The organism is Pseudomonas sp. TE36184, from assembly GCF_054060055.1.
The window spans coordinates 404,467-429,498 of record NZ_JBSSCU010000001.1 but is presented as its reverse complement, the minus strand read 5'-3'; the positions used below and the strand labels follow the sequence as shown (position 1 = coordinate 429,498).

Sequence of the window (25,032 nt, the reverse complement as noted above, 5' to 3'; positions counted from 1 at the left end):
CCTGCAAGTCATTCTCAATCACTGATTATTCAAGATTCCCCCGCGCCAGGCAATCGCCACGTCGCGCCAAATGGCCCGAAGATTGCCTGCTGTCATTAATTTGCAAGATTCCACGCCGCGCAAATGGCTACACTGCGCAGGGGTGCGGGCCGGATGCCTGCACGGGCGATCGATCACAACGTGGTAGCAGGAGAGTGGCGTGCTTAGAAGAATGGGGATAAAAGGCCGCGTACTGTTGCTGACCTTATTACCGACCAGTCTGATGGCCTTGTTGTTGGGCGGCTATTTCACCTGGATGCAGCTCTCGGAGTTGCAATCCCAGTTGCTGCAACGTGGCGAAATGATCGCCGAGCAGTTGGCCCCACTGGTGGCTCCGGCGCTGAGCAGCAAGAACGCCGACCTGCTCGAACGCATCGCCACCCAATCCCTGGAACAACAGGACGTGCGCGCCGTTTCCTTCCTTGCGCCGGACCGCTCGTCGATGGCCCACGCCGGCCCGACCATGCTCAACCAGCCGCCGGTGGGTAACAGCTCGCACCTGTTGCAGCGCACCGGTAACGACGCCACGCGCTATCTGCTGCCGGTGTTTGGCCGTCATCGCAACCTTGCCGGCGAGCTGATTCCCGATGAATCCGACCGCTTGCTTGGCTGGGTCGAGGTGGAACTGTCCCACAACGGCATGTTGCTGCGCGGTTATCGCAGCCTGTTCGCCAGCCTGCTGCTGATCGCCATCGGCCTGATCTGCACGGCAACCTTGGCCCTGCGCATCAGCCGCACCATCAATTCGCCGATCGGCCAGATCAAGCAAGCCGTGGCCCAACTCAAGGACGGCAACCTGGAAACCCGCTTGCCGGCGCTGGGCAGCCAGGAGCTGGATCAACTTGCCTCAGGCATCAACCGCATGGCCGAGACCCTGCAGAACGCCCGGGAAGAACTGCAGCACAGCATCGACCAGGCCACCGAAGACGTGCGCCAGAACCTGGAAACCATCGAGATCCAGAACATCGAGCTGGACCTGGCGCGCAAGGAAGCCCTGGAGGCCAGTCGCATCAAGTCGGAGTTCCTGGCGAATATGAGCCACGAGATCCGCACCCCGCTCAACGGCATCCTCGGTTTCACCCATCTGCTGCAAAAAAGCGAGCTGACACCGCGTCAGCTGGATTACCTGGGCACCATCGAAAAGTCCGCCGATAACCTGCTGGGCATCATCAACGAGATCCTCGATTTCTCGAAAATCGAAGCCGGCAAGCTGGTACTCGACAGCGTGCCCTTCAACCTGCGTGACCTGCTGCAAGACACCCTGACCATCCTCGCCCCCGCCGCCCATGCCAAACAGCTGGAACTGGTGAGCCTGGTGTACCGCGACACACCGCTGGCATTGGTGGGTGACCCGCTGCGCCTCAAGCAGATCCTGACCAACCTGATCAGCAATGCGATCAAGTTCACCCGCGAAGGCACCATCGTGGCCCGGGCGATGATCGAGGATGAACAAGAAGACAGTGTGCAACTGCGCATCAGCGTGCAGGACACCGGCATCGGCCTGTCCAACCAGGACGTGCGCGCGCTGTTCCAGGCGTTCAGCCAGGCCGACAACTCGCTGTCGCGCCAACCGGGCGGCACCGGCCTGGGCCTGGTGATTTCCAAGCGCTTGATCGAGCAGATGGGCGGCGAAATCGGCGTCGACAGCACACCGGGCGAAGGCTCGGAATTCTGGATCAGCCTGAACCTGCCCAAGACCCGCGACGACGTCGAAGACCTGCCCTGCGCGCCGCTGCTCGGTCGCCGCGTGGCCGTGCTGGAAAACCACGAACTGGCGCGCCAGGCCTTGCAACACCAGCTCGAAGACTGTGGCCTGGATGTCACGCCGTTCAATACCCTGGAAAGCCTGACCAACGGCATCACCGGCGCGCATCAGACCGAACAGGCGATCGACCTGGCGGTACTCGGCGTCACCGCCAATGACCTCCCGCCCGAGCGCCTCAACCAGCATCTGTGGGACCTCGAACACCTGGGCTGCAAGGTGCTGGTGCTGTGCCCGACCACCGAGCAAATGCTGTTCAGCCCGTCGGTGCCCAACCCCAACAGCCAGTTGCAGGCCAAGCCCGCGTGTACGCGCAAGCTGCGCCGCGCCCTGACCGACCTGATCAGCCCGCGCCCCACGCGCTGCGAACCGGGTGAACCGTTGTCCAGCCGCGCGCCGCGGGTGCTCTGCGTGGATGACAACCCGGCGAACCTGTTGCTGGTGCAAACCCTGCTGGAAGACATGGGGGCCAAGGTCCAGGCCGTGGAAAGCGGCTATGCGGCCATCAATGCCGTCCAGCAGGAAACCTTCGACCTGGTGCTGATGGACGTGCAGATGCCCGGCATGGACGGGCGTCAAAGCACCGAGGCGATTCGCCAGTGGGAAAGCGAGCGCCACGGCACACCGCTGCCGGTGGTGGCCCTCACCGCCCACGCCATGGCCAACGAAAAGCGTGCGCTGCTGCAAAGCGGCATGGACGACTACCTGACCAAACCCATCAGCGAACGGCAATTGGCCCAGGTGGTGCTGAAATGGACCGGCCTGGCCCTGCGCAACCAAGGGCCGGAGCGCCCGACCGAAGGCCTCGGCCCAGGCGTGCGATTGCTGGTGCTGGACCACGAGGAAGGACTGCGGCTGGCCGCGGGCAAGGCGGACCTGGCGGCGGACATGCTCGCCATGTTGCTCGCCTCCCTCGAAGCCGACCGCCTGGCCATTACCCTCGCCCGGGAGGCCAATGACAACCATGCCTTGATCGAACGCGTCCATCGCCTGCATGGCGCCACCCGCTACTGCGGCGTACCGCAACTGCGCGCCGCCTGCCAACGCGCCGAAACCCTGCTCAAGCAGGACGACGCCAAGGCCATGGCCGCGCTGGACGAGCTGGACATGGCCATTGCCCGGTTGGCCAGTGAAGCGCGGGTCAGCGCCTGAGATTTTTTACAACGCCGGGCCCGCGCTCACAGGGTCCGCGTTACCAAAACGTACATTGCAGGGAGCTATTTCATGCGCGTCATTCTTTTCAGCAGCCAGACCTACGACCGCGACAGTTTTCTCGGCGTGCCGCTGCCGCCCGGCCTGGAACTGCAATTCCAGCCCGCCCGGCTCACCCTCGACACCGTGGCCCTGGCCGAACGCCACGAAGTGGTTTGCGCGTTTATCAACGATGACCTCAGCGCGCCCGTGCTCGAGCATCTGGCGACGGGCGGCACCCGCTTGATCGCGCTGCGCTCGGCCGGTTACAACCATGTCGACCTCGCCGCCGCCAAGCGCCTGGGCCTGACCATCGTGCGTGTGCCCGCCTATTCGCCGCATGCCGTCGCCGAACACGCCGTGGCACTGATTCTCGCCCTGAACCGGCGCCTGCACCGTGCCTACAACCGCACCCGCGAGGGCGATTTCAGCCTGCATGGCCTGACCGGCTTCGACCTTGTCGGCAAGACCGTCGGCGTGGTCGGCACCGGGCAGATCGGCGCCACCTTCGCCAAGATCATGGCCGGTTTCGGCTGCCACCTGCTGGCCTACGACCCGTTCCCCAACCCGCTGGTCCAAGCGCTCGGTGCGCGCTATGTGAGCCTGCCCGAGCTGCTGGCCGAAGCACAGATCATCAGCCTGCACTGCCCGCTCACCACCGACAGCAAGCACCTGATCAACGCCCGCTCCCTGGCGCAGATGCAGCCCGGCGCGATGCTGATCAACACCGGGCGCGGCGGCCTGGTGGACACCCCCGCGCTGATCGAAGCGCTCAAGGACGGCCAACTCGGCTACCTGGGGCTGGATGTGTATGAAGAAGAAGCCCAGCTGTTTTTCGAGGACCGCTCCGACCTGCCCCTGCAGGACGACGTGCTCGCGCGCCTGCTGACGTTCCCCAATGTGATCATCACCGCGCACCAGGCATTTCTCACCCGCGAAGCCCTGGCGGCGATCGCCGAGACCACCCTGGCCAACATTGCGGCCTGGGCCGATGGCCGGGCGCAGAATCGTGTCGACGGATGATCAGCGGTCACATACCAGGCGCATGATCCGCAGGCGCGCGTGCTAGGATGCCGCGCCTATTTGGAGGAACCATGGCCGAACACGATTTCCGCTTCAGCTTGCTGAGCCCGCAACACACCCTGATCGAATGCCGCGCCCTGGTGCCGGGCCGCTATCAGGTCACCGGCAACGGTGGTTCGATCAAGCATGGCGACGTACTGATCGTCACCCTGCGCGGCAGTAAAACCCTGTCGATGCGCCTCACCGTCGAAGGCGACGCGCGCTACTCCATCCGCCCGGCGGGTCAGTGGGTCGCCATGGCCCAAGGGCCGAAGTTCGGCGAGCTGGAGATTCACACCTGGAAGGTCAACTGCGACAGCTGCGAGGCCGTGCTGGAGTTTGAATTCGCGGTGGAGACCAAGCTGACCAAGGAACCGCTGCAACCGGCCGCCAATGCGCGCATTGCCGAGTTGGGTTGGGCCAGCGAAGGCGCCAAGCACCGCTGCCCGAAATGCCAGAAGGCCGCGCAATGAAAGGCCTGCTTCTGCTGGCCGCCGTCGGTGCCGGCCTGATGGGCTGCGCCGGTGATGCGGCAAAGCTCGAGCGGGATCACAGCTACGTGGTGGAATGGATCGGTGAGCGGCCGCTGATGGATTACGCGCACCTGAGTGTCACTCTGGGCGCCGATGGGCGCGCCTACGGCAACGGCGGGTGCAACCACTGGTTTGCACCGTACACCGTGGAGGGCGACAAACTCAGCTTCGGCAAGATCGGCAGTACGCGCAAACTCTGCGGCGACGCCCTGATGGAGCAGGAACACCGCTTCTTCCAGGCCCTGCAAGGCGTTGAGCGCTGGGACATCTCGCCGATCGAGCAGACCCGCTTCTGGCCGGCCGAAGGCAAGCCTATCCGCCTGTGGCTGGAAGAAGGCTGATAGCAGGCTCAATGGGATCTAACTGTGGGAGGGGGCTTGCTCCCGATTGCGCTATGTCAGTACCGAATATGCTGGCTGACACACCGCTATCGGGAGCAAGCCCCCTCCCACATGTTCAACCGCGCAGGGCCTTGAGCTTGGCCAGCACGCCTTGCGCCGTCTGTTCGCCCATCAACTGCTCACGCACCTTGCCCTTGTCGTCGATGATGTAAGTCACCGGCAACGCTTCGCTGCGTGGAATATCAAAGATCCCGTCCGGGTTCTGCGCCAGCACGGTGAACTTGATGCCCAGCTTGTCACTGGCTTCCTTCAGTTCCGCGCCCTGCACATTGTCGAAATTGACCCCGAACACGCCGACGTTCTGCCCTTTGAGCTGTTCAGCCAAGGCATTGAGCTCCGGGATCTCCGTGCGGCACGGGCCACACCATTCCGCCCAGTAGTTGACCACCAGCCATTGCTTGTCCAGGCGTTCGGCCGCCACTTTCTGGCCATATTGGTCAACGCCGTAGTCATTACCGCAGCCGCTGAGCAGCAGGGTTGTGATGATCGCCAATGCACCGATCAGTCGCCTTGTCATGGGGTAATCCTTCGCAAAAATGAACGTTGGCTGCGACGGATCGCCTCTTACGGTTTAAGGACCGGGCGCAGCGCAGGTAGAATACCCGCCACCTTACGCAAGATGCGACCCGCACATGACCGATCTGACGCTTTATCACAACCCGCGCTGCTCGAAATCCCGCGGAGCGCTCGAACTGCTGGAAGCACGCGGCCTCGCGCCGACGGTGGTGCGCTACCTGGAAACTCCGCTGAATGCCGCGCAACTGAAGGCCCTGCTGGCAAAACTGGGGATCAGCGCGCGCCAATTGCTGCGCACCGGCGAAGAGGAATACAAAACCCTCAACCTGGCAGACGCGACGCTCAGCGAAACACAGTTGATCGCCGCCATCGCCGAGCACCCCAAGTTGATGGAACGTCCGATCCTCGAAACCCCCGACAAAGCCATCATCGGCCGCCCACCGGAGAGCGTGCTGGAGATCCTGCCGTGAGTACGCCGTATGTGCTGGTGTTGTATTACAGCCGCAACGGCTCGGTCAGCGAAATGGCCCGGCACATTGCCCGAGGCATCGAACAAGGCGGGATGGAAGCGCGCCTGCGCACCGTACCGGCGATCTCCAGCGAGTGCGAAGCCGTAGCGCCGAGCATTCCGGCCGAAGGCGCGCTGTATGCCAGCCTGGATGATCTGAAGAACTGTTCAGGCCTGGCCCTGGGCAGCCCGACCCGCTTCGGCAATATGGCGGCGCCGTTGAAGTACTTTATCGACGGCACCAGTAACCTGTGGCTGACCGGCGCCCTGGTCGGCAAACCGGCCGGGGTGTTCACCTCCACCGCCAGCCTGCACGGCGGCCAGGAGACCACGCTGATGTCGATGCTGCTGCCGCTGCTGCACCACGGCATGCTGATCACCGGCCTGCCCTACAGCGAACAAGCGCTGCTCGACACCCAGGGTGGCGGTACGCCTTATGGCGCCAGCCACCATGCTGGCCCCGACGGCAAGCGCCTGCTGGATCAACATGAAATCGCCCTGTGCAAGGCCCTCGGCCTGCGCCTGGCGAAAACCGCTGCGTTGCTGGAGAACGGCCGTGGCCAAAAAACCTAAGATCCTGCCACCCCAGGCGTGGCTGGAGCCGCGGGTCAAAGTCGCACGCGTGCTGAGCCTGCTGGCGTTTTTCGGCCTGGTGGGTCTGCTCTGCGTGTATTACCTGTTCATCGCCGACCTGCACGGCGCACGGCCGTGGGTGATCCTGCTGATCGAACTGGTGCCGCTGCTGGTGCTGGCGCCGGGGATACTGATCGGCAGCGCACGCGGGCATTCGTGGATGTGCTTTGTGGTGAACCTGTATTTCATCAAGGGCGCACTGGCGGCGTATGACCCGAACCGCCAGTGGTTCGGCGTGCTGGAAATGCTGGCGAGCCTGGCGCTGTTCTGTACGGCGTTGCTGTATGTGCGCTGGCGGTTCCAGTTGGATAGGCGCTTGGCCGGCGAGGGTCAGCCGGCCTGACCCGCCATCATCGCGGACAAGCCCACAGTTGAAATGCAGTTTCCTGTGGGAGTGGGCTTGCCCACGATGGCATCACCTCGGTCTCAATGATTGACCGTATACGCCAGCATCATCGACAACTGACACATCGGCCGCCCGCTCTCGGCATGCCACTGGTTGAACGCCCCCTGCACCGTCGCCAGGTCGCGCAGGCTGGTGGGGGCCTTGTCGACGATCTTCTGCGCGTGCAGGGCCGCGACCACGTCATCGCTCGGCACGAACGTATCCTTGCCCACCATGCGCAGGAAGCGCGGCGCCGACAGCCCGCCCAACTGGTGGCCGTGCTTACTCAGGTATTTCCATAAACCGACGATATCGGTCACCGGCCAGTCGGCGATAAACGCGCCGAAACTACCCTTCTCCTGAGCGATATCCAGGATCATCTGCGCGTTGCGTGGCACGCTCTTGAGCTTGCCCAGGTGGCGGATGATGCGCGTGTCCTGCATCAAGCGCTCCAGGTGCTCGGCGCCCATCAGCACGACCTTTTCCGGGTCGAAGCCAAAGAACACCTGCTCGAATGCAGGCCATTTGGCATCCACCACGCTGTGCTTGAGCCCGGCGCGGAAAACCCGCAGCGCCAGGGTCGACAGGTAGCGATCATCACTGATCTGGCGTAATTGCGCCGGCGTCTTGGGCACAGGCAGACGGGCTTCCAGTTCGGCCGCCGAACCGAAGCGGTTCAGACAATATTCGTGCAGCCACTTGTAATCGCGCATGCCCTCTCCTGGGGATTGAAATGAAAACGGCGCCTGTGAGCGCCGTCGTTCAGAGCGTTGAGAAACGTCAGAGGTTCACCACGTTGACGAAGCGCGAAGCGGCGTTCTCGTCGATACGCAGGCTGGTGAAGTCGAACAGGTTACGGTCGGCCAACTGCGACGGGATCACGTTCTGCAAGCTGCGGAAGATACTCTCGGTACGCCCTGGGGTCTTGCGTTCCCAGTCCTGGAGCATCTCCTTGACCACCTGGCGCTGCAGGTTTTCCTGGGAGCCGCACAGGTTGCACGGGATGATCGGGAATTGCTTGAAGTCGGAGTAGGCCTGGATGTCCTTCTCGTTGCAATACGCCAGCGGGCGAATCACCACGTTGCGTCCATCATCGGCGCGCAGCTTGGGCGGCATGGCCTTGAGGGAGCCGTTGAAGAACATGTTGAGGAAGAATGTCTCGACGATATCGTCGCGGTGATGCCCCAGGGCCATCTTGGTCGCACCGATCTCATCGGCAAACGTGTAGAGCGTGCCACGGCGCAGGCGCGAACACAGCGAGCAGGTGGTCTTGCCCTCCGGGATCAGTTCCTTGACCACCGAATAAGTGTCTTTTTCGACGATGTGGTACTCGATGCCCAGTGTCTTGAGGTAGGCCGGCAGCACGTCTTCGGGGAAGCCCGGTTGTTTCTGGTCCATGTTGACGGCAACGATCTCGAACTTGATCGGCGCAACCTTTTGCAGGTGCAGCAGCACGTCGAGCATGGTGTAGCTGTCTTTGCCGCCGGAGAGGCAGACCATGACCTTGTCGCCGTCCTCGATCATGTTGAAATCGGCGACCGCTTCACCGGCCAGGCGACGCAGGCGTTTTTGCAGTTTGTTCTGGTTGACCGTAAGAGTGCCCATGGCGCTTGGATCCGCTAGAGGTGTGTGACGAAAAGCGCGGTATTTTACCGGTAAGGTTGACCAAGTTCCAATGTGGGAGGGAGCAAACCTCCTCCCCCACTTGAGTGCATTGCCAACGACAGACCGCGCCGCGATTAAGCCCACTGTTTACAGCGCAATTTGCTCTAAAGCCCTACGGTTTTTCCGGTCATCACTTCCTATACTGCGACTTGAGGTCGCACATAACTATCCAGACCTTTCAGGCCATCTGGCCCGTGGGCGCTCCGATGGGGGGCGATGGTAATAACGACAGGAGTGACTGGCATGATCCATCACGTCGTGGGGCTTTTTACCCATCCCGACCAGGAATGGCGGGAAATTCGTGGCGATAAAGAAGAAAGCGTCAGCCACATGTACCTCACTCACACCTTGATTCTCGCGGCGATCCCCGCCGTATCAGCTTTTATCGGCACCACCCAGGTCGGCTGGGTCATCGGCAGTCGTTCCCCGGTCATGCTGACCCAGGAAAGCGCCTTGTGGATGACCGTCATGTCGTACCTGGCGATGCTCGGCGGCGTAGCGATCATGGGCGCCTTCATTCACTGGATGGCGCGCACCTACGACGCCAGCCCCAGCATGGCGCGTTGTGTCGCCTTTGCCACCTACACCGCGACACCGTTGTTCATCGGCGGGCTGGCGGCGCTCTACCCGCACATGTGGCTGGGGATGGTCGTCGGCACGGCAGCGATCTGTTACACGGTGTACCTGCTGTATGTGGGGTTGCCGACGTTCATGAGCATCGATCCGGACGAAGGCTTTCTGTTTTCCAGCTCGGTGCTGGCCGTGGGCCTGGTCGTGCTGGTGGCAATCATGGCGTTCACCGTGATCGTCTGGGGCCTGGGCGTTGGCCCGATCTATACCAACTAAGCGGTTTCACCCAGCAGGCAAGGCCACCGCAAGGTGGCTTTGTGCGTCATGCATGACCATTCGGCGCCTGACCGATTCGGAAACACCCGCCTTTGCGGCATACTGGCCACCTCTGGAGAGATGTACAGCATGCCCGAGCAACTCAATACCCGCGTCGAAGATTGTTTCCTGCTAGCCGAATCCTTTTTCAAACGAAGCTTCAAACGCCCCCAGGTCAGCCTCAAGTTGCGGGGCCAGAAAGCCGGTGTAGCGCATTTGCACGAAAACCTGCTGCGCTTCAACCCACAGTTGTACCGAGAAAACAGCCAACACTTCCTGAAACAGACCGTGGCCCATGAAGTGGCGCACCTGATCGCCCACCAATTGTTTGGCGAGCGCATCCAGCCCCATGGCGAGGAATGGCAACTGATCATGCGCGGCGTGTATGAACTGCCGCCAGACCGTTGCCACACCTATGAGATCAAGCGCCGCCAGGTGACCCGCTATATCTACCGCTGCCCGTGTGCCGACAGCGACTTCCCGTTTTCGTCACAGCGCCATGGGTTGGTGAGGCAGGGGCGGCGTTATCTGTGCAGGCGCTGTCGGCAGACGTTGGTGTTTACCGGGGAAACTCGCGTTGAGTGAAATATGCGGTGTGTGTGAGGGCCTCATCGGGGGCAAGCCCCCTCCCACATTTTGACCCTGTTCACAGAGCTAATTGTGGGAGGGGGCTTGCCCCCGATGAGGCCCGCCCAGTCACTACACAATCACCTTGGCAGCACGCAACGCGCTGATGCACTGTGAGCTCAAGCCCAACTCCATCAGCACTTCATCACTGTGCGCGCCCACCGCCGCCCCGATATGCCGGGGGGCTGGCAACCCTTCGGAGAACTTCAGCGGGCAAGCCATCTGCGCCTGGGTCGAGCCGTCGGGCCGCGGCACCTGGGTGACCAGTTCCCGCGCCTTCAACTGCGGATGCTCCACGGCTTCGCTCAGGCTCAGCACCGGTTCGACGCACGCATCGACCCCGGCAAACAACTCGCACAACTCCTCGAAGCTGCGCTTCTCAAACTCAACCTGCAGCGCCTGCTTGAGCGCCTTTTGCTGCTCAGGCTCGGGCGACAAACCTTGTGCCGCCAGTTCCGGTCGCCCCAACGCGGCGCACAATTGCTGCATGAATGCCGGCTCCAGACTGCCGACCGACATCCAGCGCCCATCGCGGGAACGGTAATAATCGTAGAAACTGCCGCCATTGAGCACATGGGTCTCCCACCCCGGCTCCACGCCACAGGCCAGGTAGCCAGCGCCGGCCATGGCATTCAAGCTGAACGAGCAGTCGGTCATGCTCACATCCAGGTATTGGCCAACGCCGCTCTGTTGCCGCGCAATCACCGCCGCGAGCAGGCCTACCACCGCGTGCAGCGAGCCACCGGCGACATCCGCCAATTGCACGCCCAACGGCAGCGGCCCGCTGTCCCGCCGCCCGGTATGGCTGGCCACTCCAGCCAACGCCAGGTAGTTGATATCGTGTCCAGCGCGGTCCTTGTAGGGGCCGGTCTGACCGTAACCGGTGATCGACACGTAAATCAGCCGCGGGTTGATCGCCTTCAACGCCGCATACCCCAGGCCCAGGCGCTCCATCACCCCGGGGCGAAACTGTTCGAGCACGATGTCGTAGCCCTTGACCAGCTCGCGCACAATCTCCAGCGCCTCGGCCTGCTTCAGATCCAGGGCGAGGCTGCGCTTATTGCGATTGAGGTAAGCATGGCTGGCCGAGGTGCCCTGATCGTGGGGCGGCAGCACGCGCAGCAGGTCCATGCGCGTGGGCGATTCGATGCGCAGCACCTCGGCGCCCATGTCCGCCAGCATCAGCGACGCAAACGGGCCGGGCAGCAAGGTGGAAAAATCCAGTACTTTGAGGGACGCCAAGGGACCTGACATGGAGACTCCGTTTCCGATTCGACTGGCGACAGCGTAGTCAGCCTTCAGCGCCGACGGCAATCGTCAGAACGATCATCGGCAGTGACCGTTTTGATCACGGCGGGCTTTTTCCCGGCGGCGGCCTTATCATTGGCCCACGTTTGCTTGCAGGGGGTTCCATGAAATTTGCGATAGCACTGTTTTCCGCCGCCCATGCGCCCTCCTCGCGTCGCGCCTTGCTGTTCGCCCAGGCGGCGCTGGCCGGCGGGCACGAGATTGTGCGCCTGTTTTTTTATCAGGACGGCGTCTACAGTGCCTCCAACACCATCGTTGCGCCACAGGATGAGCAAGACATCGCTCGCCAATGGCGTGAGTTTGTCAGCGCGCATCAGTTGGACGCCGTGGTGTGCATCGCCGCCGCCCTGCGTCGTGGCGTGCTCGACAGCGAAGAAGCCACGCGTTACCAACGCAGCGCGGTGAACCTGGAGGCGCCATGGGAGCTGTCGGGCCTAGGGCAATTGCACGACGCGACCCAGGCCGCCGACCGCCTGATCTGTTTTGGAGGGCCGTGACATGTCCAAATCCTTGCTGGTCATCAGCCGCCAGGCACCGTGGTCCGGGCCGAGCGCGCGGGAAGCCCTGGATATCGTATTGGCCGGCGGCGCGTTCGATCTGCCCATCGGCCTGTTGTTCCTGGATGACGGCGTGTTCCAACTGGCGCCGCACCAGGACGCCAAGGCCGTGCAGCAAAAAGACCTCGGCGCCAACCTGCAGGCACTGGGGCTGTTCGGTATCGACGAGGTGTTTGCCTGCGGCCACAGCCTGGCTGCGCGCGGGCTGACGCACCCGGTCAATGCACAGCCGCTGAACGACGAACAGATTTCCCAGTTGATTGACCGTTACGACCAGGTGATAACCCTCTGATGTCGACTTTACATGTGGTGTCCCACTCCCCGTTTACCGATAGCCGCCTCGACAGCTGCCTGCGCGTCTGTGGCAGCGACGATGCGATCCTGCTCTGTGGCGACGGCGCCTACGGGCTGCGTCACCCGGCGCTGCTGACCAAAGGCGTGAAGGTCTTTGTGCTGGCCGAAGACAGCCTGGCGCGCAACCTGCCGCTGCCCGACTGGGCCGACTGCGTGGATTACCCAGGTTTCGTGCAGCTGTCGATCGACTACGACAAGGTCAACACCTGGCTATGAACACCCTGACCGTGGGCGCGCGCACCCTCGAACTGGACAAAGACGGCTACCTCGTCGACCTGAACGAGTGGTCGGCCGACGTGGCCAACGCCCTCGCCGCCGCCGAAGCCCTCGAGCTGACCCCGGCGCATTGGGAAATCCTCGAGCTGCTGCGCCAGTTTTATCAAGAGTTCCAGCTGTCCCCCGCCACACGCCCGCTGATCAAGTACACCGCCTTGAAGCTGGGCGCGGACAAGGGCAACAGCCTGCACCTCAACAAACTGTTCAACGGCACTCCCGCCAAACTCGCCGCCAAGCTGGCCGGCCTGCCCAGACCGACGAATTGCTTATGACCGACTTTGCTCCGCTGACCCTCGAAACCCCTGCCGAGCACCCGTTTGCGCCGTTCGTGCGTATCCTGGGCAAAGGCAAGCGCGGTGCGCGCAACCTGACCCGCGAAGAAGCCCGCGAAGCCATGGGCATGCTGCTTGACGAAAAAGTCGAAGACACCCAGCTCGGCGCCTTCCTCATGCTGCTGCGCCACAAAGAGGAAAGCCCGGAAGAACTCGCCGGTTTCACCGAAGCGGTGCGCGAGCGCCTGCACGCCCCGGCGCTGAAGGTGGATATCGACTGGCCGACCTATGCCGGCAAAAAGCGCCACCTGCCGTGGTTCCTGCTGGCCGCCAAGTGCCTGGCGCAGAACGGTGTACGCATCCTCATGCATGGCGGCGGCGCCCACACGGCCGGCCGGCTGTACACCGAGCAATTGCTGGAAGGTCTACAGATCCCGCTGTGCCGCAATTGGCAGCAGGTCGAGACAGCCTTCGAGCACGGCAACCTGGCATTTATTCCGCTGGGCGACTGGGCCCCGCAACTGCAACGCATGATCGACCTGCGCAACACCCTGGGCCTGCGCTCGCCGATCCACTCCCTGGCACGCCTGCTCAACCCGCTGAATGCACGCTGCGGCCTGCAAAGCATCTTCCATCCCGGCTACCAGGGCGTACACCGCGATGCCAGCGGCCTGCTCGGCGACACGGTGATTGTGGTCAAGGGCGATGGCGGCGAAATCGAGATCAACCCCGACACGATCAGCCACCTCTACGGCAGTACCGGTGGCGAAAGCTGGGACGAAGAATGGCCCGCCCTCGCCGCCCAGCGCCATGTCAAACCGGCCAGCCTGGAGCCCGAACAGTTGAAAGCGCTGTGGCGCGGCGAGGTCGAGGACAGCTACCCGCAACTCGCCTTGATCGCCACCATGGCCCTGGCCTTGCGCGGCCTCGGTCATCCGCAGGAGCAAGCGTTCGAATTGGCCCAGCAATACTGGGACGCACGGGATAAATCGATTTAATCGATCATTCCCCCGCAATCTTTGCGCTTTTAGTTCGAACTCATCCCTTTAGACTGGACTCCAACGCTTATTAGCCAAGGAGCCAGTCATGGGTTTGCTGATTGAAGGACGCTGGCACGACCAGTGGTACGAAAGTAGCGCGGATGGCGCGTTCCAGCGGGAACAGGCACAACGCCGCCACTGGGTGACCGCTGACGGCCAGCCCGGCCCCAGCGGCGAAGGTGGCTTCAAGGCCGAAGCCGGTCGTTACCACCTGTATGTGTCGCTCGCCTGCCCGTGGGCCCATCGCACGCTGATCCTGCGCAAACTCAAGGGGCTGGAAGGTCTGATCGACGTGTCCGTGGTCAGCTGGCTGATGCTGGAAAACGGCTGGACCTTCGACAAGGCCCGCGGCTCCAGCGGCGACTCGCTGGATGGCTTCGCGTTCATGCACCAGCGCTACACCGCCGACACGGCCGATTACACCGGGCGCGTCACGGTGCCGGTGCTGTGGGACAAACAACTCAAGCGCATCGTCAGCAATGAATCAGCGGAGATCATCCGCATGTTCAACAGCGCGTTCAACGGGCTGACCGGCAACACCCTGGACTTCTACCCCGAGGCTCTGCGCCCGCGCATCGATGCGCTGAACGAGCGCATCTACCCCGCCGTGAACAACGGCGTGTACCGCGCAGGCTTCGCCACCTCGCAGCAGGCCTATGAACGTGCGTTCGATGATGTGTTTGCCGAACTGGGCCACTTGGAACAGCACCTGGGCGAGCATCGCTACCTGGCCGGTGAGTACCTGACCGAGGCGGATGTACGGCTGTTTACCACGCTGATTCGATTTGATGCGGTGTATTACAGCCACTTCAAATGCAACCTGCGGCGGATTGCGGATTATCCGAATCTGTCGAATTGGTTGCGGGAAATCTATCAATGGCCGGGAGTGGCCGAGACGGTGGACTTTGCGCACATCAAGGGGCATTACTATGCCAGCCACCGCACCATCAATCCGACGGGGATTGTGCCCAAGGGGCCGTTGCAGGTGTTTGATGCCGAGCATGATCGCGTGCGGTTGAGCGCTAAGGGCGTCTGGCGCTGATCCAGAGGATGGGTTGGATCTAATGGCCTCATCGGGGGCAAGCCCCCTCCCACATTGGAAGGCATTCCAAAATGTGGGAGGGGGCTTGCCCCTGATGCATTCAGGCTCAGACCTGGGCCTGGGCGCCTTCAAACCATTTGAGCTTCTCGCGCAGCACCACCACTTCACCCACGATCACCAGCGTCGGCGCATGCACTTCATGCTCCGCCACCAGGCGCGGCAGGTCGGCCAGGGTGCCGGTGAACACGCGCTGGTTGGACGTGGTGCCCTGCTGGATCAACGCCGCTGGCGTGTCCGCCGAACGTCCATGCTTGATCAGCTGTTCGCAGATGATCGGCAAACCGATCAAGCCCATGTAGAACACCAGGGTCTGCGACGGGCCCACCAGATCACCCCAAGGCAGGTCCGAGGTGCCGTTCTTCAGGTGCCCGGTGATAAAGCGTACCGATTGCGCATAGTCACGGTGGGTCAACGGAATCCCGGCATACGCCGCGCAGCCGCTGGCCGCCGTGATCCCCGGCACCACCTGGAACGGAATGCCATGGGCCGCCAGTTCTTCGATCTCTTCGCCGCCACGGCCGAAGATGAACGGATCGCCGCCCTTGAGGCGCAGCACGCGCTTGCCTTGCTTGGCCAGGTCGACCAATTGCTGGTTGATCTGATCCTGGGGCACGGCGTGATCGGCGCGACGCTTGCCCACGTAGACGCGCTCGGCATCACGACGGCAGAGCTCAAGAATCGCTGGGGCCACCAGACGGTCGTAGAGCACCACATCGGCTTGCTGCATCAAACGCAAGGCGCGGAAGGTCAACAGGTCCGGATCGCCGGGACCGGCGCCCACCAGGTAGACTTCGCCCGGCGCATAAGGCGGCGCACCGTTGACCTTTTCGATCAGCAAACGCTCGGCTTCATCGCCCTGCCCTGCCAGTTGCCGGTCGGCAATCGGGCCCTGGAAGACTTCTTCCCAGAACGCGCGGCGCTGCTGCACGTCCGGGTATAAACGCTTGACCTGGGCCCGAAAGCGCGCCGCCAGCCCGGCCAACTGGCCATACGTGGACGGAATCCAGGTTTCCAGCTTGGCCCGGATCAAGCGCGCCAACACCGGCGCATCGCCGCCGCTGGACACCGCGATCACCAAGGGCGAACGGTCGACAATCGCCGGGAAGATCACGCTGCACAGGGCTGGCGCATCCACCACGTTGACCGGTACGCAACGGCGCTTGGCATCACTGGACACTTGCGCGTTCAGTGGTTCGTCGTCCGTTGCGGCGATGATCAGGGTGCAACCGTCAAGGTCGGCCTCCTGATAACCGCGCACGATCAGTTCCCCGCCACTGCCCAGCACCAGTTCACGCAACTGGTCTTCGATCTGGGGAGCAACCACCCGCAGCAGCGCGCCGGCGTCGGCCAGCAGGCGGGACTTGCGCAAGGCAATCTCCCCGCCACCGACGACCAACACACGACTGCCGCGCAGGTTATGAAACAGCGGCAGAAATTCCATTTAGCCGATGACCTCGATGCCCGCCATGTACGGCTTGAGCACATCCGGCACACGGATCGAACCGTCGGCCTGCTGGTAGTTTTCGAGCACGGCCACCAGGGTACGGCCTACGGCCAGGCCCGAACCGTTGAGGGTATGCACCAGTTCCGGCTTGCCGGTTTCCGGGTTGCGGAAACGCGCCTGCATGCGACGGGCCTGGAAATCACCGCAGTTGGAGCACGACGAGATCTCGCGGTATTTATCCTGGCTCGGCACCCACACTTCGAGGTCGTAGGTCTTCACGGCGCTGAACCCCATGTCGCCGGTACACAGCGCCAGCACGCGGTACGGCAGTTCCAACAGTTGCAGCACGCGTTCGGCGTTGGCGGTCAGGCCTTCGAGGGCTTCCATGGAGGTCGACGGCTCGACAACCTGCACCATCTCGACTTTGTCGAACTGGTGCTGGCGGATCATGCCGCGGGTGTCGCGCCCCGATGCACCGGCTTCACTGCGAAAGCACGGCGTGTGGGCGACGAGCTTGAGCGGCAGGTGCTTGGCGTCGAGGATCTCGCCGGCGACGATGTTGGTCAGCGACACTTCGGCAGTCGGGATCAGGTACAGGTCGGCTTCGCCATCGCGGCTGATCTTGAACAGGTCTTCCTCGAACTTCGGCAACTGGCCGGTGCCCTGCAGGGCCGGCGCCTGAACCAGATACGGGGTGTAGGCCTCTTCGTAGCCGTGCTCGCCGGTGTGCAGGTTGATCATGAACTGCGCCAGGGCGCGATGCAGGCGGGCAATCGGGCCGCGCAGCAAGGCAAAGCGCGCACCGGACAGCTTGGCGGCGGTTTCGAAATCCAGGCCGCCGTTCAGTTCGCCCAGGGCGACGTGGTCCTTGATCGCGAAATCAAAGGCCTTTGGCGTGCCCCAGCGGCGCACTTCGACGTTGCCGTCTTCGTCCGCACCGACCGGCACCGACTCGTGCGGCAAGTTCGGAATGCCCAGCAGGATCGAATCCAGCTCGCCCTGGATCTTGTCCAGTTCGAGTTTGCCGTCGGACAGCTCGGTGCCCATGCGCTCGACATCCGCCATCAACGGCGCGATGTCTTCACCGCGCTGCTTGGCCTGCCCGATGGACTTGGAACGCGCATTACGCTCAGCCTGCAGTGCTTCGGTGCGGGTCTGGACGGTCTTGCGCTGTTCTTCCAGCGCTTCGATGCGCGCAACATCCAAGGCAAAGCCACGGGATGCCAGGCGGTCCGCTACGTCCTGAAGGTTGCTACGTAACAGTTTGGAATCGAGCATGTCGGTCTCTCGTTTATCAAAGTTTGGTCAAGGACAGGCCGGCCCAGGTGGCGAGCAGCCCGCCGAACACGCTGATGCCCAGGTACCCGAAGGCGACCAGGGCCTGCCCGCTTTCCAGCAGGCGCACCGTATCCAGTGAAAAGGATGAAAAGGTCGTCAGACCGCCTACAAAGCCGACAATCAAGCCGGCACGAATTTCAATCGGCACTTCCGGGCGCAACAGGAACCAACCGTACAACAGCCCGATGATCAGGCAGCCGACCAGGTTGACCGCCAGGGTCGCCGTATAAAAATGCCTCGGCCAGTTGGCGTTAACCCAATTACCAGTGGCGAAACGCAATAATGTACCAGCGATGCCGGCAACGGACACGGCAAGAATCGTCTTGAGCACTACTTTCTCCGCTGTTTGGGGCTGAGACGGTCGAGTTGAGCGAGGTGATTGAGCTTTTCACCGATCTTCAGCTCCAGGCCACGGGGCACTGGCTGGTAGAACGGCTGCGGCTCGAGCGCGTCGGGGAAGTAATCTTCGCCGGCGGCATAGGCGTCCGGCTCATCGTGGGCGTAGCGGTATTCATCGCCGTAACCCAGTTGTTTCATCAATTTGGTCGGCGCATTGCGCAGGTGCAGCGGCACTTCGAGGGAGCCATGTTCGGCCGCAGCGCGCAGTGCCGATTTGAAGCCCATGTACACCGCGTTGCTTTTCGGCGCGCAGGCCAGGTAGGTAATGGCCTGGGCCACCGCCAGCTCGCCTTCGGGGCTGCCCAGGCGCTCCTGCACTTCCCACGCCGCAAGGCACAGGCTCAAGGCGCGCGGGTCGGCGTTGCCGATGTCTTCGCTGGCCATACGCACCACGCGGCGCGCGAGGTAGAGCGGGTCGCAGCCACCGTCGATCATGCGCGCGAACCAGTACAACGCGCCGTCGGGGTTGGAGCCGCGCACCGATTTGTGCAGCGCCGAAATCTGATCGTAGAACGCTTCGCCACCCTTGTCGAAACGCCGGCGCGTGTCGCCGAGCAGGCTTTGCAGGAGTTCGACGCCAATCTCGCTGCCGTCCTCGGCCAGGTCGGAGGCGTTCTCCAGCAGGTTCAGAAAGCGCCGCCCATCGCCGTCGGCGGCGCTGAACAGGATCTTGAAGCCTTCTTCGCTGAGGCTCAACTGGCGCTTGCCCAAGCCCTTGTCTTCGCTCAAGGCGCGCTGCAGCAGCTTTTGCATCGCCGCTTCATCCAGGCTCTTGAGCACATACACCCGCGCCCGCGAGAGCAAGGCGTTGTTCAATTCGAAGGACGGGTTCTCGGTGGTCGCACCGATAAAAATCAGCGTGCCGTCTTCGACATACGGCAAGAACGCGTCCTGCTGCGACTTGTTGAAGCGATGCACTTCGTCGACGAACAAGATGGTGCGCTTGCCGTATTGCCCGGCCTGCTGCTTGGCCACTTCCACCGCCTGGCGGATCTCCTTGACCCCGGCCAGCACCGCCGAAACCGTTTCGAAGTGGGCATCCGAGACTTTCGCCAACAGCCGCGCCAGCGTGGTTTTACCCACCCCCGGCGGCCCCCAGAAAATCATCGAGTGCAGCGCTCCCTGCTCCAGGGCTTCGCGCAAAGGCTTGCCGCGAGCGAGCAGGTGTTCCTGACCGACGTACTCATCCAGGTTGGTCGAACGCAAGCGTGCGGCCAGGGGTTGAGCGATCGGGTCACTTCGAAACAGGTCCATGGGCAGCGTTTGAAACCTCTAGGCAGGTTATTCCTGGATCACGTCGGCACCCTTGGGGATGTCGAACTTGAACGTGGACGCGGGCACCGGCACGTTGGCCTTGACCCCGGTGAACAGGATATCGGTGCGCTGGCCGACGCTGTCGATCAGGCGCATGTTATTGATCACGCCGTTACCGAACGAAAGGTGCAGGCTGTCGAACAGCGTGTCCTTGGATTTCGGCTTGAGGGTGAATTCGATCACGTTGCTGGTTTGCTTGGAGGTGATCTCGAAGCTGTCGTTGATCTTCGACACATCGCCCGACAGCAACAGCGCCGGGGTCTGGTTCAAGCGCGGATCGAGCTTTTTGATGGTCGCCTGTTCCAGGTCCGGGTCCCACAGCGTGACTTTCTGGCCATCGGAAACGATGGTCTGCTCGGCCTTCCCTTCCGTGTGCCAGTAAAACAGCCCAGGGCGCTGCACGGCCATTTCACCGGCGGTTTCCTGCAACTGGGTGCCGCCGGCATCCAGGGTCAGCTGGGAGAAGCGCGCGGTCAGGGTCTTGGATTTGTCCAGCAGGTTGGTCAGGCTGGCGACGGAGGCCGGATCAGCGTGAGCCGAAACAGCAGTCAGGGCCAGTGCCGGCAACAACAGCATGCGGATAAGACGCATGGGAGTCCTCATTGAGTCGTTAGGGCGCGCCGCGTGCTGCCACGCGGCGCGTGATCAGTCGCGCATCTGCCCGGGGGCGATGACTTCGCGCGAGCCGTTGGTGTTCATTGCGGTGACGACGCCGGCATTTTCCATGGCTTCGATCATGCGGGCGGCGCGGTTGTAGCCGATTTTCAGCTTGCGCTGCACGGCGGAGATCGAGGCGCGACGGCTTTCCAACACGAAGGCCACCGCTTCGTCGTACAGCGCGTCGGTTTCGGCATCATCGTCGCCACCGCTGCTGCCGCCGTCGAAGCCGCTGCCGGCTTCTTCAACACCGGCGAGGATGTCGTCGTTGTATTCCGGCGCACCGCGCAGTTTCCAGGCTTCCACCACGCGATGCACTTCATCGTCGGAAACGAACGCACCATGCACGCGAATCGGCAGGCTGGTGCCCGGCGGCATGTAGAGCATGTCACCGTGGCCCAGCAATTGTTCGGCGCCGCCCTGGTCGATGATGGTCCGCGAGTCGATCTTGCTCGACACCTGGAACGCCATGCGCGTCGGGATGTTGGCCTTGATCAGGCCGGTGATCACATCCACCGACGGCCGCTGGGTCGCGAGGATCAAGTGGATACCGGCAGCACGCGCCTTCTGTGCGATACGTGCGATCAACTCTTCAACCTTCTTGCCGACGATCATCATCATGTCGGCAAATTCGTCGACCACCACGACGATGGTCGGCAACTTGGTCAGCAATGGCGCTTCGTCGTGGATGCTTTCGCGCTTGTACAGCGGGTCGGTCAGCGGCGTGCCGGCGTCCTGGGCTTCCTTGACCTTGGCATTGAAGCCCGACAGGTTGCGCACGCCCATCTTCGCCATCAGCTTGTAGCGCCGCTCCATCTCGGCAACGCTCCAGCGCAGGGCGTTGGCGGCGTCCTTCATGTCGGTGACCACCGGGCAGAGCAAGTGCGGAATGCCTTCGTAGATCGACAATTCGAGCATCTTCGGGTCGATCATGATCAGCTTGGCGTCTTCCGGGCCGGACTTGAACAGGATCGACAGGATCATCGCGTTGACCCCCACCGACTTACCCGAACCGGTGGTACCGGCCACCAGCAGGTGAGGCATTTTCGCCAGGTCGGTGATTACCGGCTTGCCGCCGATGTCATGACCCAGGGCCAGGGTGACCGGCGATTTGAAGTTGTCGTATTCCGGGGTCGACAGCACCTCGGAGAAGCGCACGATCTGGCGATCTTCGTTGGGAATCTCGATGCCCACGGTGGTTTTGCCAGGGATCACTTCCACCACGCGCACGCTGGTCACGGCCAGGGAGCGGGCGAGGTCTTTGGCCAGGTTGGAGATCCGGCTGACCTTGACCCCGGCCGCTGGCTGGATTTCGTAACGGGTAATCACCGGGCCGGGGTGGATCGAGTCCACCGAGACTTCGACGCCGAATTCCTTGAGTTTGATTTCCAGCAGATGGCCGACGGCCGCCAGGGACTCCGGGGAATAGTTGAGTTGTTTCTTCTCGGCCGGGTCGAGAATCGAGATCGGCGGCAGCGTGCCTTCGACCGCGCTGTCGACAAACAACGGCGCCTGTTTTTCTTTCTGCACGCGATGGCTCGGCTCGGGAGCCTTGGGCGGTGCCGGGGCAATCACCGGCGGCACCTGTTTCTCGCGCTCCGACATGTGCTTGCTCAGGGCTTGTTCGCGTTCGATCAGGCGTTCCTTGACCTTGGCCTGTTCACGCCGGTCCGGCGTGCTCGGGGCCACGACCTCGTTGACGCGGGTGTCCACCTCGCGCAATTGGGCCACCATGCGCTTGCGCTCCACCCGGGCCGCCCACCAGCGGTTGGCGGCGCCCTGGAACAGCTCCAGCAGGTCGAGGGTGATTTTGCCGGTCACGTCCATCACCTTGAACCACGACAGGTCGGTGAACACGGTGAGGCCGAACAGGAACAGCGCGATAAACATCAGCGTGCTGCCCTGGATATTCAGGGTCTTGCGGGCCAGGTCGCCGAGGCTCTCACCCAGCGCGCCGCCAGCACCCGCCGGCAGGCCGGTCGGCGCATGGAAATGGATATGCGCCAGCGCCGCGCCGGACAGCACCAGGAACACCAGGCCGATCAGGCGCCAGGAAAACAGCCAGCCACTCCACTGCCACGGCTCATGACGCTGGCGGAAGATCTGCCAGGTCTTGATCGCCAGCAGCAACGGGAAGATGTACGCGAAATAACCCAGCACCATGAACAGGATATCGGCGCTGTAGGAACCGGCGGGGCCACCGAAGTTCTGCACGTCATCGATCTTGCTGTTGTGGCTCCAGCCCGGATCGTCCTTGCCATAGGTGAGCAAGGCCATCATCAGGAACAGGCACAGCGCGCCGATGGCGATCAGCGCACCTTCCTTGAGCCGATAATGCAGGTGCTGACGCCAGGCCGGCACGACTGTTTTTTGTGTCGCGGTGGATTTCTTCAAAACGGGTCTTTTCCTGCGCCTTTAGCGCGTCCATCTGTTGAATGACTGCACACTGCCGCCCAATCCGAGCAGCCGAAAAATAAACGAACGCCGTTAAATCTACCTTTAACACCGAGCGATTGACGAGTGAAACGGCGATAACGCCAGAATGCCCGCATTGTACGGGTTTGTGTCCGCGATGCCACGCCCTTGCCCCTTGCGCGGCAGCCTGGACAATTCAAGTGTCACACACTGTTCAATTTGAGCATGCATTGTCTTTGCTGACAAAGGCTTATGCGCTGTTTTTAGCAATCCAGGCAAGCTTGGCAATTGGCCTGCATGGGGCAGCCCCGAATACGACCACGTCTCTGCGAGAGAGTTGCAGAAACACCCGCTCACGCTAATCCACAGCAATGCCCGATTCGGGCTGGCCCCCTGACGCCGGGTCGACAATAATCAACCCTCCGGGCAGGCCCGACGCCTGCCACTCCCCTCCCCTTCCGTAAGCCTGGATGCCATGCTGACCTGGTTACAACGCGACACCCTGACCTTCCCGCCGCTGGCCAAAGCCATGCGCGAACCCAATGGCCTGCTCGCCGCCGGTGGCGACCTGTCGGCCGAGCGGCTGATCCAGGCCTATCGCCACGGCTGCTTTCCGTGGTTCTCGCAAGGCCAGCCGATTCTCTGGTGGTCGCCGGACCCTCGCACGGTGATTTTCCCCGACGAACTGCACGTATCCCGCAGCCTGGGCAAATTATTGCGCCAGCAGCGCTATCGCGTGACCTTCGACCAGGACTTCGCTGCGGTCATCCAGGCCTGCGCCGCGCCTCGCGCCTATGCAGATGGCACCTGGATCACCGAAGGCATCCAGAGCGCCTACCAGGAGCTGCACGCGCGGGGTTACGCGCACTCGGTCGAGGTCTGGGACAATGGCGAACTGGTGGGCGGCCTGTATGGGCTGGCGATGGGCCGGCTGTTTTTTGGCGAATCCATGTTCAGCCGCGCCGATAACGCCTCGAAGTTCGGCTTTGCCACGCTGACCCGGCAGCTGCAGGCATGGGGTTTTGTGCTGATCGACTGCCAGATGCCCAACGATCACCTGCACAGCCTGGGCGCCCGCGCCATACCGCGCAGCGAGTTCGCCGGCTTCCTGCGCGACTATCTGGACCAACCCAACGCTGGACCGTGGGTTTCCTAGGCGACTTCCTCGCACCTGGCTTACACTTATTTCAAAGCTTATCCGAGGGTTGATCATGACCGAGCTGGCGCGCTTGAAGTTTTATGCCACTCAAGCCCACTCTTGCAGCTATCTGCCCGACGAACAGGCCACTACGCTGTTCCTCGACCCCAGCCAGCCGATGGACGTACATGTGTATGCCGACCTTTCGGAAATGGGCTTTCGGCGCAGCGGCGATCACCTGTACCGACCGCACTGCCAAAACTGCAATGCCTGCGTGCCGGCACGTATTCCCGTGGCGCAGTTTGTGCCGGACCGCAACCAGAAGCGCATCCTCAAGCGCAACGCCGACCTGACGGTCACGGCGGCCAACCCCAGGTTCAGCGAAGAATACTTCGATCTTTACCAGCGCTACATCGAACAACGCCACGCCGACGGCGACATGTTCCCACCCAGTCGCGACCAGTTTTCCACCTTCCTGGTGCGTGAACTGCCCTTTTCACGCTTCTACGAATTCCGACTCGACGGGCGCCTGCTGGCCGTCGCCGTGACCGATTTGCTGCCCAACGGCCTGTCGGCGGTGTACACCTTCTATGAACCCGACGAAGAGCGGCGCAGCCTGGGACGCTTCGCGATCCTCTGGCAAATCAGCGAAGCCCGGCGCCTGGAACTGGAGGCGGTGTACCTTGGATACTGGATCAAAAACTGCAAAAAGATGAACTACAAGACCCAATATCGGCCGATTGAACTGCTGATTAATCAAAGATGGGTCACGCTTAACTAGAACCTCTTGGCTTAAACACCCTTTTTCGGGCACAATGCACGCCGCTTTTGCCTGGCGCAGTTGCACCGGGCCATTCACTGGATACCGAGGGCTTTACTGCATGTCGAAAGAAGACAGCTTCGAAATGGAAGGCACTGTCGTCGACACCCTGCCCAACACCATGTTTCGTGTGGAGTTGGAAAATGGGCACGTCGTAACCGCGCATATCTCCGGCAAGATGCGCAAGAACTACATTCGTATTCTTACCGGTGACAAAGTGCGCGTCGAGCTGACGCCCTATGACTTGAGCAAAGGGCGCATCACTTACCGCGCCCGCTAATCAAGTCAATACAAGACGCCCGGTTATGCCGGGCGTTTTTGTGTGTATAGCATTTACCTGACACCCGAAACCCAATGTGGGAGGGGGCTTGTTCCCTCCCACATTGGATCG

28 protein-coding genes are annotated in these 25,032 nt (G+C 62.3%); 18 read left to right on the top strand and 10 right to left on the bottom strand.

The annotated features are described in order from the left end of the window. Positions 1-199 precede the first annotated feature (199 nt). The 4 genes from ACVWZP_RS02020 (at position 200) to ACVWZP_RS02005 (ending at position 4,928) form a co-directional block, all read left to right on the top strand. Positions 200-2,953 carry a response regulator gene (locus tag ACVWZP_RS02020; RefSeq protein ID WP_046382920.1) on the top strand — a complete coding sequence of 918 codons (2,754 nt, stop codon included), beginning with the start codon at positions 200-202 and terminating at the stop codon, positions 2,951-2,953. A 72-nt stretch (positions 2,954-3,025) separates the two neighbouring features. After that, on the top strand, positions 3,026-4,015 hold the full coding sequence (locus ACVWZP_RS02015; RefSeq protein WP_017848020.1) for a 2-hydroxyacid dehydrogenase: 990 nt from the start codon (positions 3,026-3,028) through the stop codon (positions 4,013-4,015). Positions 4,016-4,086: 71 nt separating this feature from the next. Next, positions 4,087-4,527, top strand: coding sequence for a hypothetical protein (locus tag ACVWZP_RS02010; RefSeq protein WP_017848021.1), 441 nt, complete (start codon positions 4,087-4,089; stop codon positions 4,525-4,527). Continuing rightward, on the top strand, positions 4,524-4,928 hold the full coding sequence (locus tag ACVWZP_RS02005) for an META domain-containing protein (protein WP_057004414.1): 405 nt from the start codon (positions 4,524-4,526) through the stop codon (positions 4,926-4,928). The genes ACVWZP_RS02010 and ACVWZP_RS02005 overlap by 4 nt, the downstream gene beginning before the upstream one ends. A gap of 115 nt (positions 4,929-5,043) precedes the next feature. On the opposite strand, the gene ACVWZP_RS02000 is transcribed toward ACVWZP_RS02005, so the two are convergent. Continuing rightward, positions 5,044-5,505 carry a TlpA disulfide reductase family protein gene (locus ACVWZP_RS02000; protein WP_017848023.1) on the bottom strand — a complete coding sequence of 154 codons (462 nt, stop codon included), beginning with the start codon at positions 5,503-5,505 and terminating at the stop codon, positions 5,044-5,046. Between the two features lie 115 nt (positions 5,506-5,620). On the opposite strand from ACVWZP_RS02000, the gene arsC reads away from it, so the two are divergent. The 3 genes from arsC to ACVWZP_RS01985 are packed head-to-tail and all read left to right on the top strand — an operon-like array spanning position 5,621 to position 6,988. After that, positions 5,621-5,974 (top strand): arsenate reductase (glutaredoxin), encoded by a 354-nt coding sequence (gene arsC / locus ACVWZP_RS01995; protein ID WP_046382919.1) that lies wholly within the window; start codon positions 5,621-5,623, stop codon positions 5,972-5,974. Next, on the top strand, positions 5,971-6,585 hold the full coding sequence (gene wrbA / locus ACVWZP_RS01990) for an NAD(P)H:quinone oxidoreductase (protein WP_017848025.1): 615 nt from the start codon (positions 5,971-5,973) through the stop codon (positions 6,583-6,585). Before arsC ends, wrbA begins: the two co-directional genes overlap by 4 nt. Continuing rightward, positions 6,569-6,988: a DUF2069 domain-containing protein gene (locus tag ACVWZP_RS01985; RefSeq protein ID WP_261754079.1), complete on the top strand. Its 420-nt coding sequence runs from the start codon at positions 6,569-6,571 to the stop codon at positions 6,986-6,988. The genes wrbA and ACVWZP_RS01985 overlap by 17 nt, the downstream gene beginning before the upstream one ends. Before the next feature lie 83 nt (positions 6,989-7,071). On the opposite strand, the gene ACVWZP_RS01980 is transcribed toward ACVWZP_RS01985, so the two are convergent. Together ACVWZP_RS01980 and ttcA are read right to left on the bottom strand one after the other, a co-directional pair. Further along, positions 7,072-7,743 carry a DNA-3-methyladenine glycosylase I gene (locus ACVWZP_RS01980; protein WP_017848027.1) on the bottom strand — a complete coding sequence of 224 codons (672 nt, stop codon included), beginning with the start codon at positions 7,741-7,743 and terminating at the stop codon, positions 7,072-7,074. A 67-nt stretch (positions 7,744-7,810) separates the two neighbouring features. Then, positions 7,811-8,635 (bottom strand): tRNA 2-thiocytidine(32) synthetase TtcA, encoded by an 825-nt coding sequence (ttcA, locus tag ACVWZP_RS01975; protein WP_017848028.1) that lies wholly within the window; start codon positions 8,633-8,635, stop codon positions 7,811-7,813. Between the two features lie 303 nt (positions 8,636-8,938). On the opposite strand from ttcA, the gene ACVWZP_RS01970 reads away from it, so the two are divergent. Together ACVWZP_RS01970 and ACVWZP_RS01965 are read left to right on the top strand one after the other, a co-directional pair. After that, the gene (locus tag ACVWZP_RS01970; RefSeq protein WP_017848029.1) at positions 8,939-9,541 is read left to right on the top strand and encodes a Yip1 family protein; all 603 of its coding nucleotides are present in this window, start codon (positions 8,939-8,941) and stop codon (positions 9,539-9,541) included. 129 nt (positions 9,542-9,670) lie between these two features. Further along, the gene (locus ACVWZP_RS01965; protein ID WP_026140162.1) at positions 9,671-10,165 is read left to right on the top strand and encodes a SprT family zinc-dependent metalloprotease; all 495 of its coding nucleotides are present in this window, start codon (positions 9,671-9,673) and stop codon (positions 10,163-10,165) included. A 114-nt stretch (positions 10,166-10,279) separates the two neighbouring features. Here ACVWZP_RS01965 and ACVWZP_RS01960 read toward each other — a convergent pair whose 3' ends face one another. Then, positions 10,280-11,461, bottom strand: coding sequence for a CaiB/BaiF CoA transferase family protein (locus tag ACVWZP_RS01960; RefSeq protein WP_457369324.1), 1,182 nt, complete (start codon positions 11,459-11,461; stop codon positions 10,280-10,282). Positions 11,462-11,619: 158 nt separating this feature from the next. Between ACVWZP_RS01960 and tusD the strand changes: the two genes are divergently transcribed. From tusD to ACVWZP_RS01930, 6 genes are all read left to right on the top strand, one after another. After that, positions 11,620-12,012 carry a sulfurtransferase complex subunit TusD gene (gene tusD / locus ACVWZP_RS01955; protein ID WP_079444185.1) on the top strand — a complete coding sequence of 131 codons (393 nt, stop codon included), beginning with the start codon at positions 11,620-11,622 and terminating at the stop codon, positions 12,010-12,012. A gap of 1 nt (position 12,013) precedes the next feature. Next, positions 12,014-12,364 (top strand): sulfurtransferase complex subunit TusC, encoded by a 351-nt coding sequence (gene tusC / locus ACVWZP_RS01950; protein WP_017848033.1) that lies wholly within the window; start codon positions 12,014-12,016, stop codon positions 12,362-12,364. Continuing rightward, complete coding sequence (gene tusB, locus ACVWZP_RS01945) at positions 12,364-12,642, top strand: sulfurtransferase complex subunit TusB (RefSeq protein WP_017848034.1); 279 nt, start codon at positions 12,364-12,366, stop codon at positions 12,640-12,642. The genes tusC and tusB overlap by 1 nt, the downstream gene beginning before the upstream one ends. Continuing rightward, positions 12,639-12,974 carry a TusE/DsrC/DsvC family sulfur relay protein gene (locus tag ACVWZP_RS01940; protein ID WP_017848035.1) on the top strand — a complete coding sequence of 112 codons (336 nt, stop codon included), beginning with the start codon at positions 12,639-12,641 and terminating at the stop codon, positions 12,972-12,974. Before tusB ends, ACVWZP_RS01940 begins: the two co-directional genes overlap by 4 nt. Further along, positions 12,971-13,972, top strand: coding sequence for a glycosyl transferase family protein (locus ACVWZP_RS01935; RefSeq protein ID WP_256822805.1), 1,002 nt, complete (start codon positions 12,971-12,973; stop codon positions 13,970-13,972). The genes ACVWZP_RS01940 and ACVWZP_RS01935 overlap by 4 nt, the downstream gene beginning before the upstream one ends. Before the next feature lie 88 nt (positions 13,973-14,060). Next, a complete protein-coding gene (locus ACVWZP_RS01930) occupies positions 14,061-15,056 on the top strand; it encodes a glutathione S-transferase family protein (protein ID WP_457369323.1) in 996 nt (331 codons plus the stop codon). 106 nt (positions 15,057-15,162) lie between these two features. Here the strand turns inward: ACVWZP_RS01930 and cysG are convergent, their stop codons facing one another. The 6 genes from cysG to ftsK are packed head-to-tail and all read right to left on the bottom strand — an operon-like array spanning position 15,163 to position 22,662. Then, on the bottom strand, positions 15,163-16,557 hold the full coding sequence (cysG, locus tag ACVWZP_RS01925) for a siroheme synthase CysG (RefSeq protein WP_017848038.1): 1,395 nt from the start codon (positions 16,555-16,557) through the stop codon (positions 15,163-15,165). Beyond that, the gene (gene serS, locus ACVWZP_RS01920; protein WP_017848039.1) at positions 16,558-17,838 is read right to left on the bottom strand and encodes a serine--tRNA ligase; all 1,281 of its coding nucleotides are present in this window, start codon (positions 17,836-17,838) and stop codon (positions 16,558-16,560) included. Between the two features lie 16 nt (positions 17,839-17,854). Then, entirely contained in the window at positions 17,855-18,229 is a 375-nt protein-coding gene (gene crcB, locus ACVWZP_RS01915; protein ID WP_017848040.1) for a fluoride efflux transporter CrcB, read from the bottom strand. Further along, a complete protein-coding gene (locus ACVWZP_RS01910) occupies positions 18,229-19,551 on the bottom strand; it encodes a replication-associated recombination protein A (RefSeq protein WP_057004422.1) in 1,323 nt (440 codons plus the stop codon). Before ACVWZP_RS01910 ends, crcB begins: the two co-directional genes overlap by 1 nt. Positions 19,552-19,578: 27 nt before the next feature. Continuing rightward, complete coding sequence (gene lolA / locus ACVWZP_RS01905; protein ID WP_017848042.1) at positions 19,579-20,202, bottom strand: outer membrane lipoprotein chaperone LolA; 624 nt, start codon at positions 20,200-20,202, stop codon at positions 19,579-19,581. Between the two features lie 54 nt (positions 20,203-20,256). Then, positions 20,257-22,662 (bottom strand): DNA translocase FtsK, encoded by a 2,406-nt coding sequence (ftsK, locus tag ACVWZP_RS01900; protein ID WP_017848043.1) that lies wholly within the window; start codon positions 22,660-22,662, stop codon positions 20,257-20,259. A gap of 496 nt (positions 22,663-23,158) precedes the next feature. Here ftsK and aat point away from each other — a divergent pair, with 496 nt between their 5' ends. The 3 genes from aat to infA all read left to right on the top strand — a co-directional run bounded on the left by aat (position 23,159) and on the right by infA (position 24,921). After that, entirely contained in the window at positions 23,159-23,839 is a 681-nt protein-coding gene (aat, locus tag ACVWZP_RS01895) for a leucyl/phenylalanyl-tRNA--protein transferase (protein ID WP_017848044.1), read from the top strand. 55 nt (positions 23,840-23,894) lie between these two features. After that, positions 23,895-24,602 carry an arginyltransferase gene (locus tag ACVWZP_RS01890; RefSeq protein ID WP_017848045.1) on the top strand — a complete coding sequence of 236 codons (708 nt, stop codon included), beginning with the start codon at positions 23,895-23,897 and terminating at the stop codon, positions 24,600-24,602. Between the two features lie 100 nt (positions 24,603-24,702). Next, positions 24,703-24,921: a translation initiation factor IF-1 gene (gene infA, locus ACVWZP_RS01885; protein ID WP_002553999.1), complete on the top strand. Its 219-nt coding sequence runs from the start codon at positions 24,703-24,705 to the stop codon at positions 24,919-24,921. Positions 24,922-25,032: the final 111 nt, after the last annotated feature.